The organism is Fictibacillus aquaticus (assembly GCF_002245695.1).
GTDB lineage: Bacteria > Bacillota > Bacilli > Bacillales > Fictibacillaceae > Fictibacillus > Fictibacillus aquaticus.
Genome location: NZ_NOII01000002.1, coordinates 320,256 through 335,125, shown reverse-complemented (window position 1 = coordinate 335,125; position 14,870 = coordinate 320,256). Strand labels below are relative to the sequence as shown.

13 protein-coding genes and 1 riboswitch are annotated in these 14,870 nt (G+C 44.7%); of the genes, 11 read left to right on the top strand and 2 right to left on the bottom strand.

Annotated elements, in window-relative coordinates; translation table 11 throughout:
- Positions 1-11: 11 nt before the first annotated feature.
- Together uvrC and CGZ90_RS09565 are read left to right on the top strand one after the other, a co-directional pair.
- The gene (gene uvrC / locus CGZ90_RS09570) at positions 12-1,787 is read left to right on the top strand and encodes an excinuclease ABC subunit UvrC (protein ID WP_379675143.1); all 1,776 of its coding nucleotides are present in this window, start codon (positions 12-14) and stop codon (positions 1,785-1,787) included.
- Positions 1,788-1,861: 74 nt separating this feature from the next.
- A riboswitch (Lysine riboswitch) is annotated at positions 1,862-2,050 on the top strand.
- Positions 2,051-2,165: 115 nt separating this feature from the next.
- Positions 2,166-3,404: an aspartate kinase gene (locus CGZ90_RS09565; RefSeq protein WP_094252201.1), complete on the top strand. Its 1,239-nt coding sequence runs from the start codon at positions 2,166-2,168 to the stop codon at positions 3,402-3,404.
- Positions 3,405-3,450: 46 nt separating this feature from the next.
- Here the strand turns inward: CGZ90_RS09565 and bioB are convergent, their stop codons facing one another.
- Complete coding sequence (gene bioB, locus CGZ90_RS09560) at positions 3,451-4,446, bottom strand: biotin synthase BioB (RefSeq protein ID WP_094252199.1); 996 nt, start codon at positions 4,444-4,446, stop codon at positions 3,451-3,453.
- A gap of 174 nt (positions 4,447-4,620) precedes the next feature.
- Positions 4,621-5,067 carry a YslB family protein gene (locus tag CGZ90_RS09555; RefSeq protein WP_240515401.1) on the bottom strand — a complete coding sequence of 149 codons (447 nt, stop codon included), beginning with the start codon at positions 5,065-5,067 and terminating at the stop codon, positions 4,621-4,623.
- A gap of 306 nt (positions 5,068-5,373) precedes the next feature.
- Between CGZ90_RS09555 and CGZ90_RS09550 the strand changes: the two genes are divergently transcribed.
- The 9 genes from CGZ90_RS09550 to ptsP all read left to right on the top strand — a co-directional run bounded on the left by CGZ90_RS09550 (position 5,374) and on the right by ptsP (position 14,829).
- Complete coding sequence (locus CGZ90_RS09550; protein ID WP_094252195.1) at positions 5,374-5,985, top strand: succinate dehydrogenase cytochrome b558 subunit; 612 nt, start codon at positions 5,374-5,376, stop codon at positions 5,983-5,985.
- 15 nt (positions 5,986-6,000) lie between these two features.
- A complete protein-coding gene (gene sdhA / locus CGZ90_RS09545; protein WP_094252193.1) occupies positions 6,001-7,764 on the top strand; it encodes a succinate dehydrogenase flavoprotein subunit in 1,764 nt (587 codons plus the stop codon).
- A 1-nt stretch (position 7,765) separates the two neighbouring features.
- Entirely contained in the window at positions 7,766-8,521 is a 756-nt protein-coding gene (gene sdhB, locus CGZ90_RS09540) for a succinate dehydrogenase iron-sulfur subunit (protein WP_094252191.1), read from the top strand.
- 176 nt (positions 8,522-8,697) lie between these two features.
- Complete coding sequence (locus CGZ90_RS09535) at positions 8,698-9,171, top strand: acyl-CoA thioesterase (RefSeq protein ID WP_094252190.1); 474 nt, start codon at positions 8,698-8,700, stop codon at positions 9,169-9,171.
- Positions 9,172-9,371: 200 nt separating this feature from the next.
- Positions 9,372-9,596: a helix-turn-helix domain-containing protein gene (locus tag CGZ90_RS09530; protein ID WP_007202417.1), complete on the top strand. Its 225-nt coding sequence runs from the start codon at positions 9,372-9,374 to the stop codon at positions 9,594-9,596.
- Between the two features lie 145 nt (positions 9,597-9,741).
- Positions 9,742-10,581: a glucose PTS transporter transcription antiterminator GlcT gene (gene glcT / locus CGZ90_RS09525; protein WP_094252189.1), complete on the top strand. Its 840-nt coding sequence runs from the start codon at positions 9,742-9,744 to the stop codon at positions 10,579-10,581.
- Positions 10,582-10,769: 188 nt separating this feature from the next.
- Positions 10,770-12,830: a glucose-specific PTS transporter subunit IIBC gene (gene ptsG / locus CGZ90_RS09520; RefSeq protein WP_094252188.1), complete on the top strand. Its 2,061-nt coding sequence runs from the start codon at positions 10,770-10,772 to the stop codon at positions 12,828-12,830.
- Between the two features lie 20 nt (positions 12,831-12,850).
- Positions 12,851-13,117 carry a phosphocarrier protein HPr gene (locus CGZ90_RS09515; protein WP_094252187.1) on the top strand — a complete coding sequence of 89 codons (267 nt, stop codon included), beginning with the start codon at positions 12,851-12,853 and terminating at the stop codon, positions 13,115-13,117.
- Positions 13,117-14,829: a phosphoenolpyruvate--protein phosphotransferase gene (ptsP, locus tag CGZ90_RS09510; protein ID WP_094252186.1), complete on the top strand. Its 1,713-nt coding sequence runs from the start codon at positions 13,117-13,119 to the stop codon at positions 14,827-14,829. The genes CGZ90_RS09515 and ptsP overlap by 1 nt, the downstream gene beginning before the upstream one ends.
- The last annotated feature ends 41 nt before the right edge of the window (positions 14,830-14,870 follow it).

Here is a 14,870-nt window from a genome sequence, read left to right as displayed (position 1 = left end):
GAGGTGATATCATGGGAACGCTCAAGCAAAAGCTCGCCATTCTTCCAGATCAGCCGGGCTGCTATTTGATGAAAAATGAACACGGGAAAATCATCTATGTCGGAAAGGCAAAAGTGCTTAAAAACCGTGTGCGTTCGTATTTTACAGGTTCCCATGATGGGAAGACACAGCGCCTTGTCAGTGAAATTACAGATTTTGAATATATTGTGACATCGACTGAGATGGAAGCGCTCGTTCTTGAGATGAACCTCATAAAGAAGCATGATCCACGCTATAACGTCATGCTGAAAGACGACAAATCGTATCCTTATCTTAAGATTACGGCAGAAAAGCATCCTCGCCTCGTTTATACTAGAAAAGTTCTAAAGGACCGGGGAAAATATTTCGGTCCGTTCGTGAATGCTTTTGCCGCACAGGAGACTAAGAAGCTGCTAGACCGCCTGTATCCGCTTCGGAAATGTGACACAATGCCCAAAAAAGTCTGCCTCTACTATCATATCGGCCAATGCCTTGGCCCTTGTGTCTATGACGTGCCGGATGAAGAAAACGAAAAGATGGTACAGTCCATTCTTAGGTTCCTTAGCGGCGGTTTTGAGGAAGTTAAAAGCGACCTGACAGAAAAGATGCTTGCTGCATCAGAAGATTTGAACTTTGAACGGGCAAAAGAACTCCGCGATCAAATACAGCATATTGAAGCGGTAATGGAAAAACAGAAGATGATGACGGCGGATCTGGTGGACCGAGATGTTTTTGCGTATGACTTTGATAAAGGCTGGATGTGTGTACAGGTTTTCTTCGTCCGGCAAGGTAAAGTCATCGCACGCGACGTTTCCGTCTTCCCTTTTTACGGAGAAGCAGAGGAAGATATGCTGACTTTCATTGGTCAGTTCTACCTGCAAAAGAATCACTTGCTTCCGAAAGAAATATTGCTCCCTGCTGGTGTAGATGCAGATATGGTCAAACAGCTGCTCAACGTAAAAGCTTTACAGCCAAAAAAAGGCCAGAAAAAAGAGCTTGTTGACCTGGCTAAGCGGAACGCAACATTAGCATTAAACGAAAAGTTTTCGCTGATTGAACAAGATGAGGCCAGGACCATCAAGGCAGTCGAGCAGCTTGGAGAACAGCTTGGCATACCTGCGCCATACAGGATTGAGGCATTCGACAACTCTAACATTCAAGGAACGAACCCAGTTTCAGCCATGGTCGTTTTTCAGGATGGAAAACCGTATAAAAAGGAATATAGAAAATATAAGATCAAGACGGTCGAAGGGCCAGACGATTATGCTTCCATGAAGGAAGTTGTGCGGCGCAGGTACGCGAGAATGCTTAAAGAAGGACTCGAACCGCCAGGCCTTATTATTATCGATGGAGGGAAAGGACAGATCAAAGCTGCCCAGGACGTGCTTGAGAATGAACTGAACTTGTTTATTCCTGTTGCGGGTCTAGCAAAGGATGATAAACATAGAACATCCCAGCTTTGGACGGGCGATCCGCCGGAATATGTGCCGCTTGCACGGAACAGTCAGCCTTTCTACCTATTGCAGAGAATTCAGGATGAAGTCCATCGTTTTGCTCTGTCTTTCCATCGCCAAGTGCGCTCTAAAGGGATGTTTGAATCTAAACTTGATGAGATTGCAGGCGTGGGCGAGAAAAGAAAAAAAGCGCTCATGCGTCATTTTGGCTCGCTGAAAAAAATGAAAGAGGCTTCCTTGGAGGAGATTGTCGCTGCTGGAGTGCCAAGGCCTACAGCGGAGCTAATCGTTGCTGCGCTAAACAGTGAAGAATAAAGTATTGCAACAGCTTCTTTCATTTGATAAAATAAACACAAATTTTATAAACAAAATGCCATTCTTCTTTTTGAAGTGATGGTAGAGGAGCAAAAACCAAGAGTAAACCACCTGAGAAGCAGGAGCTTTTAAGACGGTGGCGGAAAGGGGATTTTTGCCGAAGTGCGAAGAAACTCCTGAATCTTCAAGCTGGACCTGCATTGAACAAATGCAGGGCTGTCACGCTTTTCTTCCCGGGAGGAGCGTGGAGAACTATCTCACAGAGGGGAAACAAACTTGGCTTAGCTTATAAAAGCAGCAATAAGGTTTTTTCCTTTTGCTGCTTTTTTTATTTGTTTTTCTGATGAGAGCATAAAGGTCGGAGAGGATGTTTGTATCATGGGAATCATCGTACAGAAATTTGGCGGAACGAGTGTAGGGAGCATCGAGCGCATCCGCAGCGCGGCACAAAGAGTAATCAAGGAAACGGAGCAAGGCAACCAGGTGGTCGTCGTTGTATCGGCTATGGGAAAAACAACCGATGCTCTCGTATCGCTTGCGGCTCAGCTGTCAGACAATCCATCGAAAAGAGAGATGGATATGCTGCTTTCTACTGGAGAACAAGTTACGATCGCCCTGCTGTCTATGGCGCTTCAGGCTGAAGGAAAGCAAGCGGTATCGCTCACTGGCTGGCAGGCTGGAATAGAGACGGAAGAATTTCCTTCAAACGCTAGAATTGTAAACATTAAAACAGAACGTATTATTGGACTGCTCGATAAAGGGAACATCGTCATCGTGGCAGGTTTTCAGGGAATGGTGAAAGAAAGCGGAGAGATCACAACGCTTGGACGCGGCGGATCAGATACAACGGCCGTAGCTCTCGCTGCAGCACTTGGCGCTGCTAGGTGTGATATTTATACAGATGTTACCGGTGTGTTCACAACGGATCCAAGAGTGGTATCTTCTGCTCGTAAAATTCCATCCATTTCTTATGATGAAATGCTGGAAATGGCAAACCTAGGTGCGGGTGTTCTTCATCCGCGTGCAGTAGAGTTCGCCAAAAATTATCAGGTGAAATTAGAAGTCAGGTCCAGTCAGGAAGAAGAAAGAGGAACACTAGTAGAGGAGGAAGCAACAATGGAACAAAATTTAATGGTGCGCGGATTAGCATTTGAAGGGAACATCACGAAAATAACGGTGTCAAACCTGCCGAATGGCATCGAAACATTATCGAGTCTTTTTTCCACCCTTGCAGACAATGGCATCAACGTAGATATTATTATTCAAAATGTAGTCAATGAAAGCACAACAAATATCTCTTTTTCTATTGATTCTTCTGTTCTTGCTGAAACGCAGGAAGTTCTGGCTGCTTGTCAAGAAGAGCTTGGCTTCGAATCAATCATCACGGAAGGGGGACTAGCGAAAGTTTCAATCGTAGGTTCCGGTATGATCTCTAACCCCGGAGTGGCCGCAAAAATGTTCAAAGGCCTCTCTCAAAAGGGCATCATGATCAAGATGGTCAGCACATCAGAAATTAAGGTTTCAACAGTAGTAAGCCAGGCAGATATGGTCAATGCCGTTGAAACGCTTCATGATGTATTTGAGCTTGATGTAAGACAGCCTGCTCATCAGCTTTAATAAAAACAGGCTCCAGAAGCTTACGCTTCTGGAGCCTGTTAAGCAATCAGCAAGTTTCTTTTTCAGGGAGAGCACTATATTCGATTTCAAATCCGAGGTCTTCGAGCATTTTATGATCCGCAGTGGATGCCTGGCCGTCAGTAGTCAGATAGTTTCCGACAAAGATTGAATTGGCGGCATAAAGTCCAAGCGCCTGAAGGCTCCGAAGATTCACTTCACGTCCGCCGGATATGCGGATTTCTTTTGTCGGGTTCACGAAACGGAACAATGCAAGGACCTTCAGACAGAATCGAGGATTCAATTCGTCAAGATGCTCGAGCGGCGTACCCGGTATGGCATGAAGGAAATTGACTGGAATTGAATCTGCATCTAAAGCTTTTAATGCAAAAGCCATCTTGACGAGGTCTTCATATGTTTCGCCCATTCCGACAATGACGCCCGAACAAGGTGAGATTCCAGCTTCTTTTACCTTTTCAAGCGTTGCCACTCTGTCATTGTATGTGTGAGTGGTGGTGATGGACGAATGGTGGTCTTCCGAGGTGTTGATATTATGGTTGTAACGCTCCACACCAGCTTCTTTCAAGCGCTCGGCCTGACGAGAATTAAGGATGCCGAGGCAAGCGCAGATTTTCATAGGATAGTTTTCTTTTATTTCTTTTACAGCGTCAACGACCGTCTCAAAGTCTCGCGGCAGAGGACCGCGGCCGCTTGCCACGATGCAATAAGTGCCAACCTGCAGTTCATGAGCCTGCTTTGCTCCTTTTACGATTTCCTCTTTCGTAAGCATCGTGTATTTTTCAATAGGTGCTGATGAGATAGAAGACTGCGAACAATAGCCGCAATCCTCTGGGCAGTAGCCTGATTTTGTATTGATGATCTGGTTCAGCTTTACAAGTTTTCCGTAATATCTTTTCCTGATGGTGAAAGCGGCGTGCATCAGTGGGAGCAGTTCATCGTCATCTGCTGTTAAGATGGAGAGTGCTTCCGTTTCATTTATAGGGTTTCCGTTTAAAACACTTTCAGCCAATGTGTTCCAGTTCATGTAAATCACTCCTTATGTAGATGTTCAAAAGAATCTGACAAATAAAAGATATGACAGCATCCTCTATATTGTCAACTTCTTATCGTTTCAGGTTGACAATTATCGTGTAAAAAAAACCACCCTTGAGAAGGGCGGTCCAGTTCAGTGGCACAGTGCATTTTGCATGACGCTCTTTTATTCAATGATATCTTTTTTGTCCCATTGGACAGTAATCGTGACACGTGATTTTTTCATTGTTTCATACGCTTCTGTTATACATTTTTTTTGTGACTGTATCTGTTCAGCTAGAAAACCGGCTTCGAGTCCGAATACAGGATTGCTGAAGTTTTCAAAGCGCTGCTTAACAAGCTGCGATGAAAGAATAAACACCATTTCATTCTTAGAGGCCTCTTCTAGTTCGAGTGTTCCCCAGCATGCATCCTGAAAGAAAGCCTGAACTTCTTCAAGAGACGATAGCGGAAACTTGCGTGCGAGGTGACGGCCAGTCCAGTAAAGGATGTTTCTTTCTTCCTTGCCGAGCAACTCCGGCAAGATCTCGCTGCGGAGCAATTCAAAGCCAAAGTCAGTCACGCCTGTCTGTTCACTCTGTTCGTATTGTGCTTCTGTGTTTTGTTTAGACATTTGCATCCCTACTTTCTTGTCCTATTATAGCGTGTAAATTTAGATAACTCTATACTTTGATTTGCAAGAAATGTCGAATAAAACCAGGCCGGAAAAGTGTTGATGCGTCTAGAAATTTTGGTCATTTAGGTGACAGCGTTTTCTTGACCTTGTCAAACGATGGGAGTAAAATGGACATGTTGCATAGTTTCATAGCAATAATTATTGAAACGGATTATTTTTTTATGTAAGAAGGAAACGCTTACAGAGAGATGGAGAGAATCGGTTTTAACAGCCGGAGAAAGAAAATTGAAAGGGGCAACAATTATGGCTGTCGGTAGAGATTTTGCAATCAGAAGGCTTCATTCATTGCTGGGTGTCATCCCAGTAGGACTTTTTTTAGTTCAGCATTTAGTGGTCAACCATTTTGCGACAGGAGGAGCGGAATCGTTCAACAAAGCCGCTCACTTCATGGAAAGCCTGCCTTTCCGCCTAGTGCTGGAAACATTCGTGATTTACCTTCCGCTTTTGTTTCATGCTGTTTACGGGCTTTATATCGCGTTTCAAGCGAAAAATAATACGACGCGTTACGGCTATTTCCGCAACTGGATGTTTACGCTTCAGCGGGTTTCAGGTGTCATCACTCTGATTTTCGTCGCATGGCATGTTTGGGAAACACGCGTTCAGGCAGCATTTGGAGCAGATGTAAACTTCTCCATGATGGAAGATATCTTAAGCAATCCGTTCATGGTTGCGTTTTACCTGATCGGTGTTTTATCAACTGTGTTTCATTTTGCAAATGGTCTATGGTCTTTCTTTGTCAGCTGGGGTCTTACCGTTTCGCCTCGATCACAGAGAATTTCTACTTACGTGACGCTTGGCGTTTTCATCGCATTGTCCATTGTCAGCGTCCGCACAATTTTTGCATTTATTCAATAGAGGGGTGAAACATTCATGAGCAATCAGAAAATCATTATCGTCGGCGGAGGTCTCGCCGGTTTGATGGCAACTATAAAAGCAGCTGAAGCAGGCATGAACGTTGACCTGTTTTCCCTTGTGCCGGTAAAACGGTCGCACTCCGTTTGTGCACAGGGTGGAATTAACGGTGCCGTAAATACAAAAGGGGAAGGAGATTCTCCTTGGGAGCATTTCGATGACTCTGTATACGGAGGAGATTTCCTTGCGAACCAGCCTCCGGTTAAAGCGATGTGCGATGCGGCTCCGGGCATCATTCACTTGATGGACCGCATGGGTGTTATGTTTAACCGTACAGCAGAAGGTTTGCTTGACTTCCGCCGTTTTGGGGGCACTCAGCATCACCGTACAGCTTTTGCTGGCGCAACAACAGGCCAGCAGCTTCTTTACGCTTTGGACGAGCAAGTAAGACGCCATGAAGTTTCAGGCCTTGTCACAAAGTATGAAGGATGGGAATTCCTTTCCGCGATCGTGGATGACGAAGGTGCATGCCGTGGTATCACGGCTCAAAACCTGAAGACGATGGAGATCGTAAGCTTCGCTGCAGATGCTGTCATCATGGCGACTGGCGGTCCTGGAATCATCTTCGGTAAATCTACAAACTCAGTCATTAACACAGGTGCAGCAGCTTCATCTCTATACCAGCAAGGCGTCTATTATGCGAACGGTGAGTTCATCCAGATTCACCCGACAGCAATTCCTGGCGATGACAAGCTTCGCCTTATGAGTGAATCGGCGCGCGGAGAGGGCGGCCGTGTCTGGACTTATAAAGACGGAAAACCTTGGTATTTCCTTGAAGAGAAATACCCTGCATACGGAAACCTCGTGCCGCGAGATATTGCGACACGCGAAATCTTCCACGTCTGCGTTGATCAGAAGCTTGGTATTAACGGAGAGAACATGGTTTATCTTGACCTTTCTCATAAGGACCCGAAAGAGCTTGATATTAAGCTTGGCGGAATCATTGAAATCTATGAAAAATTCATGGGTGACGATCCGCGCAAAATGCCAATGAAAATTTTCCCTGCCGTTCACTACTCAATGGGCGGTATGTGGGTTGATTATGATCAGATGACAAATATTCCTGGACTTTTTGCTGCCGGTGAATGTGAATACCAATACCATGGTGCGAACCGTCTTGGCGCAAACTCTCTTCTTTCTGCTATATTTGGCGGAATGGTAGCAGGGCCAGCTGCAGTTTCCTACGTTAAAGGACTGGATAAGGCCACTGCTGATGTTTCTTCACAAGTATTTGACCAGCAAGTCCGCAAAGATCAAGAAGTGTTCGATAACATTCTGAGCATGGATGGCTCAGAAAATGCATATGTCCTTCACAAAGAACTTGGTGAGTGGATGACAGACAATGTAACGGTTGTACGCTACAACGACAAGCTGAAAGCGACTGATGAAAAAATTCAGGAACTTATGCAGCGCTATAACAAAATCAACATTAACGACACATCAAAGTGGAGCAACCAGGGCGCTTCGTTCACACGCCAGCTATGGCATATGCTTCAGCTAGGCCGCGTCATCACGCTTGGCGCGCTTAACCGTGACGAAAGCCGCGGTGCTCATTATAAGCCTGACTTCCCTGAACGTAATGACGAAGACTGGCTCAAAACAACTAAAGCGAAATTTAATCCAGAAACAAACGGTCCTGTATTTGAATATGAAGACGTTGACGTTTCACTCATCCAGCCGAGAAAACGCGACTATTCTAAAAAGAAAAGCGGGGTGAACTAACATGAGCACAAAAACAGTGAAATTTAAAATCACTCGTCAGGACAATCCGGATACACCGTCATATGTAGAAGAGTTTGAAATCCCTCACCGCCCGAACATGAACGTGATCTCGGCGTTGATGGAGATCCGCCGAAACCCGGTCAACTCAAAAGGCGAAGCCACTACTCCAGTATCTTGGGAAATGAACTGTTTGGAAGAGGTATGCGGAGCCTGCTCAATGATCATCAACGGCAAACCTCGCCAATCGTGTACAGCGCTCGTCGATAAGCTCGAACAGCCGATCACGCTTGAGCCTATGAAAACGTTCCCTGTCGTTCGTGACCTTTCTATCGACAGAAGCCGTATGTTTGACGCTCTGAAAAAAGTAAAAGCATGGATTCCGATTGACGGAACGTATGATCTTGGACCAGGTCCGAGAATGCCAGAAACAAAGCGCCAGTGGGCATACGAGCTTTCTAAGTGTATGACATGCGGTGTCTGCCTTGAAGCGTGTCCGAACGTAAACTCCAAGTCTGAATTCATCGGACCAGCTCCTCTTTCTCAGGTGCGCCTGTTTAACGCTCACCCAACTGGAGAGATGAACAAAGCTGAACGTTTAAACGCGATTATGGATGACGGCGGACTCGCAAATTGCGGAAACTCTCAAAACTGTGTTCAGTCTTGTCCGAAAGGGATTCCGCTTACAACGTCTATCGCGGCGCTTAACCGTGACACGACGTTCCAGTCATTTAAGAATTTCTTCGGCAGTGACCGTTAATCCTGATAAGAAAATAACAAGCAGCGATAACAGAAAAGCCTTCCTCAACCGGAAGGCTTTTTTACACTTTAGACATATAAAAGCGCATGAACCAAGATCATGACTATTGGTTAGGCTGCTCTTTATTGTTTGCGGCATCAGTTTCACTTTCTACTATATAAAAGGGGGAATTTTGAATGGATGGAAGGTCTTCCTATATTGGTGAAGATAAAGAGAAGTGGGCAAGTGAATTCGAGTTCGAATACTCTTTGAGAGTAAGGTTTGGCGAGATTGACGGTTTCGGCCACGTGAATAACACTCGTGTTTTTGTTTATATGGAAGAAGCAAGGATCGCATTTTTTCGTTCTCTCGGACTTATGAATGACTGGGGCAGCCAGGGCAGCGAGTTTATTCCTGTTGTCGCGGATCTTCAATGCGATTATGTCAGACAGATACTTTATGGCGACACGGTAAATGTTAAAGTAAAGCTGAACGAGATAGGCTCGAGTTCGTTTGACCTTCATTATCACGGAGTAAACGGAGAAGGCAAAACGGTTTTCACGGGAAGAGGCCGGATTGTGCAGATCAGCCGATCTACTGGCAGACCGGCTTCATGGGAGCTAGAGACAAAAGAAAAACTTCTTCAGAGAATCGAAAAAGCCCGGGCATAAGCCCAGGCTTTTTCACATTTTATGATAAAAAGCATAATCTGTTTTTAATAAATTGAAGAAAAAATTGTGTTTAAACATTTCTTTTCATAATTTTTCAAGACCAAGTCACTCAACAAGAAAAGATTACATACTATATGTTGACTAAATACTTCCAATTGATGTTGGCAGTTCCAAAACCCTAGCAAGGAGGGGTGAATTCATTGAAGGAGAAACACTACCGGCCGAAGCCTTTACTTACAAAGAGAGAGAGAGAAGTATTCGAACTCTTGGTCCAGGATAAGACGACAAAGGAAATCGCAGAGCAGCTGTTCATCAGTGAAAAAACTGTTCGAAATCATATTTCGAATACGATGCAGAAGCTTGGTGTTAAAGGGCGGTCTCAAGCAGTAGTCGAATTGCTGCGGCTTGGAGAACTAGAGATCTAGTCTGGAAACGGCTTTCACACGAAAGCCGTTTTTGCTGTTTACCTGGTCTTTTTTCACAGTGCTGAAGGATTGCATACGGTGTAGCTTTTCGCTATGATAAAAGCACTAAAGTGATGATTTTATGTCATTACGGAAGGACTAAAACATGAATGATTCATTATTAATCAAGAAAATACTAAATAATAATGCACTGATCGTGACGGACAACTCACAAAAAGAGTCCGTAGTGATCGGAAAAGGAATCGGCTTTGGCAAAAAAACCGGCGACCTCATCCAAACTTCAAGTGCAGATAAATGGTTTGTTTTGAAAGATGAAAAAGAGCAAGAACATTATAAGCAGCTGCTTCATTCGGTTGACGAAAAAATCATAGATGTCATGAATGACGTAATTACTCATATACAAAAACGAAGCGGTTCTGATCTGGACGAGCATATCCATATCGCACTTACGGATCATATCGGATTTGCGATTAAGAGACTCGAACAGGGCCTCGATATCAAGAACCCTTTTCTTGTCGAGACGCAGACAATGTATCCGATGGAATATACGATAGCGGAAGAAGCCGTGGAGATGATAAATAAGCATCTATCCATTCATCTGCCTGAGGGTGAGATAGGCTTTGTTGCTCTTCACATTCACAGTGCTATCACCAAAAGAACGATTCACCTCATCAACCGCAACTCTTCGCTTGTCGCCAAGCTGATTTCGCTGGTCAGCTCTGGGCTTGATATTGAGATTGATCCGAAAAGCATCAATTATTTGAGGCTGGTGAGGCATCTTAGGCACGCGATCGAGAGAATTGAGCAAGGTGAGATCGTAGAGAACCAAGATAAATTAGCAAATGTATTGAAAGAAGAGTATCCTCTGTGCTACAATCTTGCTTGGAAGTTGATTAAAGTCATGCAAAATGACTTGCAAAAACCCGTTCCAAACGCAGAAGCGGTCTACCTGACCATGCATTTGCAAAGGCTCTCAAGAAAATAAAATATCACTTAACATATAGCGTGTTACTGATTCGATCAGGCATAAGCAAATGAAAAGTGTAGGAAGTGCAGAATTCGGTTATTCTAAACCATAGAATTCATGCTCAATCCTGCTTTCTTTGCTTATGTCTTTTTCTTTTTATTCTGAGTCAAATGGAAAGGGTTACAATTTAAAAGGAGGAAATAACTATGTGGAAAAGTTTTTTCGGTGTTCTGCAGCGCGTAGGTAAAGCCTTAATGCTGCCAGTCGCTATCTTGCCAGCAGCAGGACTTTTGCTTGCGTTTGGTAACGCTTTTAAGAACCCTGCACTGCTTGAAAAGCTGCCTGCATTAAATGCAGAGTGGTTCCAGCTAGTCGCGACCGTAATGGAAAAATCGGGCGACATCGTTTTCGCCAACCTTTCCCTGCTGTTCGCAGTAGGTGTAGCAGTTGGACTGGCGGGCGGTGAAGGTGTTGCCGGACTCGCAGCTATTATCGGGTATCTCATCATGAACGTAACGATGAGTGTCATTGAAGGTGTAAAGCCTGAAGACATCGGTGCAGATCCTTCATTTGCCAATGTTCTTGGTATCCCGACACTTCAGACTGGCGTTTTCGGCGGTATCATCGTGGGGATATTAGCTTCCTATCTCTATAAAAAATATTACAATATTGAATTGCCATCTTACTTAGGATTCTTTGCTGGTAAGCGTTTCGTACCGATTATCACGGCGGTTTCCGCACTTGGTCTCGGTATTGTCATGACATTTATCTGGCCATATGCTCAGACAGGACTTAATACGTTCTCAGAGAGCATGATTGACGCGAACCCTACACTCGCTGCATTTGTTTTCGGTGTGATCGAGCGTTCATTGATCCCGTTCGGCCTTCACCATATTTTCTATTCGCCGTTCTGGTTTGAGTTCGGCAACTATACAAGTCAAGCGGGTGAAGTCATCCGCGGTGACCAGAAGATTTTCTTTGCTCAGCTAAAAGACAATGTTGAACTGACTGCAGGAACATTCATGACAGGTAAGTTCCCGTTCATGATGTTCGGTCTTCCAGCAGCAGCACTTGCGATGTACCATGAAGCTCGTCCTGAACAGAAGAAGATTGTTGCCGGTATCCTTGGATCAGCAGCATTGACTTCGTTCTTGACAGGTATTACAGAGCCGATCGAATTCTCGTTCTTATTCGTAGCACCTGTACTCTTTGGAATTCATGCGATCTTCGCGGGCCTTTCATTCATGATCATGCAGATTCTTAATGTTAAGATCGGTATGACGTTCTCTGGCGGTATCATTGACTACCTGCTGTTCGGAGTGCTTCCGAACCGTACCGACTGGTGGCTGGTTATCCCGGTAGGTCTAGTGCTTGCAGTCATCTACTATTTCGGATTCCGTTTTGCGATCCGCAAATGGAACCTTAAAACGCCTGGACGTGAGATCGTTGATGATGAGGTTGAAACGAATGTCGGCCCTTCAAACAAAGATTCACTAGCAGCAAACATTCTCGAAGCGCTTGGCGGAGAACCGAACATCGCTAACCTTGATGCATGTATTACTCGTCTCCGTGTATCTGTTAAAGATGCGAAGGATGTTGACAAGAACCGTTTGAAAAAGCTTGGGGCTTCGGGTGTGCTTGAAATGGGCAACAACATTCAGGCCATTTTCGGAACGCGGTCTGATACGATCAAGAGTGAGATTCAGGATATTATTAAAGGCAAAGTTGTCGCTAAACCTAAAAATGAAGAAAAGCTTCCTGAGCAGGGCATAGTACAGGAAACACAAGAAGTTCCAGCTCCAGCTGCTGAAGATGGAGATAAATTCATCGCTCCGATTGAAGGACGTCTGCTTCCTATCACTGAAGTTCCAGACCAAGTGTTCTCTGGCAAAATGATGGGTGACGGTTTTGCAATCGAGCCATCAAGCGGTACAGTTGTTTCTCCTGTTAACGGAAAAATCGCGAACATCTTCCCTACAAAGCACGCAATCGGCATCATTTCAGACAGTGGAAAAGAAATTTTGATCCATTTTGGTATTGATACGGTAAAATTGAAAGGTGAAGGTTTCGAATCCTTTGTAAGTGAAGGGGATAAAGTTACTGCAGGTCAGAAGCTTCTCGAAGTTGACCTTGACTTTGTCGGCAAGAACGCACCATCTCTTATCACGCCAATCGTTTTCACTAACCTTTCGGGTGAAGAGATTGTTCTTGAGAAAACAGGGAATGTAACACGTAATGAGGAAAATATTATTTCTTTTAAAAAATAATCTTAAAGGAGTTTTTAACAATGGCACAAAAAACATTTAAAGTTACAGCAGACTCAGGAATTCACGCACGTCCGGCAACAGCACTAGTAAACCAGGCGGGTCAGTTTTCATCTGACATCAACCTTGAATACAACGGAAAAACTGTAAACTTAAAGTCCATCATGGGCGTTATGAGCCTTGGAATTCCTTCTGGAGCAGAGATCACTGTTAAAGCTGAAGGCAACGATGCAGATGAAGCGATCGCAGGCATCGAGAATGTTATCAAAACAGAAGGACTTGGTGAGTAATGTCTGAAATTATTTCAGGTATAGCTGCATCAGCAGGCATCGCGATCGCAAAAGCCTTCCTGCTGGAAAATCCAGAACTTGAGATTGTAAAAAAGACAGTTGAAAATACAGATCAGGAAATCAATCGCTTCCAGCAAGCGGTCGATAAAGCTAAAACAGAGCTTGCGGCCATTAAAGACCGTGCTTTCGCTGAACTTGGAGAGGACAAGGCAGCAATCTTTGCTGCTCACCTTCTTGTCTTAGATGATCCTGAACTCATTGATACGGTAAAGCAGAAAATTGAGAATGAAAAAGCGAACGCAGAAAGTGCGATGGATGAAATATCATCTATGTTCATCACGATGTTTGAACAAATGGATAACGAGTACATGAAAGAACGTGCTGCCGATATCCGTGACGTATCAAAGCGTGTGCTGTCACACCTTTTAGACGTGAAGTTCGCGACTCCAGCAAGTATCTCTGAGGAAGTCATCATTATCGCGGAAGATTTGACACCGTCTGATACGGCTCAGCTCAACCGCCAGTTTGTTAAAGGTTTTGCTACTGACATCGGCGGCCGCACTTCCCATTCAGCGATCATGTCCCGTTCAATGGAAATCCCTGCAGTGGTTGGAACAAAATCAATCACAAGCCAGGTCGAAAACGGTGTAACGGTGATTATCGATGGACTTGGTGGCAAAGTAATCATCGATCCTTCAGATGATGTTGTAAAAGAATATCAAGAAAAACAGGAAAGCTACGCACGCCAAAAAGCAGAATGGGCAAAGCTCGTGAATGAAGCAACCACTTCAGAAGACGGACATCATGCTGAGCTGGCTGCAAATATTGGTACGCCTGCTGATGTTCAGGGTGTGCTCGAAAACGGCGGGGAAGGTGTAGGTCTATACCGCACTGAATTCCTATATATGGGCCGTGACCAGCTGCCGACAGAAGAAGAGCAGTACAATGCTTACAAAGAAGTACTTGTGAAAATGGGAGAGAAGCCTGTAGTCATTCGTACGCTTGATATCGGCGGAGACAAAGAGCTACCATATCTTGATCTTCCTAAAGAAATGAATCCGTTTCTTGGCTTCCGAGCGATTCGTCTATGTCTGGAAGAACAGGACATGTTCAGAACTCAGCTCCGTGCCCTTCTTCGTGCGAGTGCGCACGGCAACCTGAAGATCATGTTCCCGATGATCGCAACTCTCGATGAGTTCCGTTCTGCTAAAGGCATCCTTCTTGAAGAGAAGGAAAAGCTTAAAGCTGAAGGAACTGAGGTATCGGACAGCATCGAGATCGGTATCATGGTCGAGATCCCTTCAACTGCTGTTATGGCTGATATATTTGCCAAAGAAGTGGACTTCTTCAGCATTGGTACAAATGATTTAATTCAGTATACAATGGCAGCCGACCGTATGAACGAACAGGTTTCTTACTTGTATCAGCCATACAGCCCGGCCATTCTTCGTCTTGTGAAGATGGTCATCGATGCTGCTCACAAAGAAGGCAAATGGGCTGGTATGTGCGGAGAAATGGCTGGTGATCCGATTGCGATCCCGATCCTTCTCGGACTAGGACTGGATGAGTTCTCGATGAGTGCAACATCTATCCTTCCTGCAAGGAGCCAGATCGCCAAGCTTTCAAAAGAAAAAATCGAGAGCAGTTTGGACCAGATTTTAAATATGAGCACTACTGCTGAAGTCGAAGCGTTCGTAAAAGAAAATTTTTAATAGTACTTTGAGGCAAACGGGGAGAACTTTCCCGTTTGCCT

Bases quoted from the DNA above. Each gene is read 5' to 3' on its own strand.
- ptsG (WP_094252188.1), top strand. From the start codon at position 10,770: ATGTGGAAAAGTTTTTTCGGTGTTCTGCAGCGCGTAGGTAAAGCCTTA.
- bioB (WP_094252199.1), bottom strand. From the start codon at position 4,446: ATGAACTGGAACACATTGGCTGAAAGTGTTTTAAACGGAAACCCTATA.
- uvrC (WP_379675143.1), top strand. From the start codon at position 12: ATGGGAACGCTCAAGCAAAAGCTCGCCATTCTTCCAGATCAGCCGGGC.
- CGZ90_RS09535 (WP_094252190.1), top strand. From the start codon at position 8,698: ATGGATGGAAGGTCTTCCTATATTGGTGAAGATAAAGAGAAGTGGGCA.
- ptsP (WP_094252186.1), top strand. From the start codon at position 13,117: ATGTCTGAAATTATTTCAGGTATAGCTGCATCAGCAGGCATCGCGATC.
- glcT (WP_094252189.1), top strand. From the start codon at position 9,742: ATGAATGATTCATTATTAATCAAGAAAATACTAAATAATAATGCACTG.
- sdhB (WP_094252191.1), top strand. From the start codon at position 7,766: ATGAGCACAAAAACAGTGAAATTTAAAATCACTCGTCAGGACAATCCG.
- CGZ90_RS09565 (WP_094252201.1), top strand. From the start codon at position 2,166: ATGGGAATCATCGTACAGAAATTTGGCGGAACGAGTGTAGGGAGCATC.
- CGZ90_RS09515 (WP_094252187.1), top strand. From the start codon at position 12,851: ATGGCACAAAAAACATTTAAAGTTACAGCAGACTCAGGAATTCACGCA.
- CGZ90_RS09555 (WP_240515401.1), bottom strand. From the start codon at position 5,067: ATGTCTAAACAAAACACAGAAGCACAATACGAACAGAGTGAACAGACA.
- CGZ90_RS09550 (WP_094252195.1), top strand. From the start codon at position 5,374: ATGGCTGTCGGTAGAGATTTTGCAATCAGAAGGCTTCATTCATTGCTG.
- sdhA (WP_094252193.1), top strand. From the start codon at position 6,001: ATGAGCAATCAGAAAATCATTATCGTCGGCGGAGGTCTCGCCGGTTTG.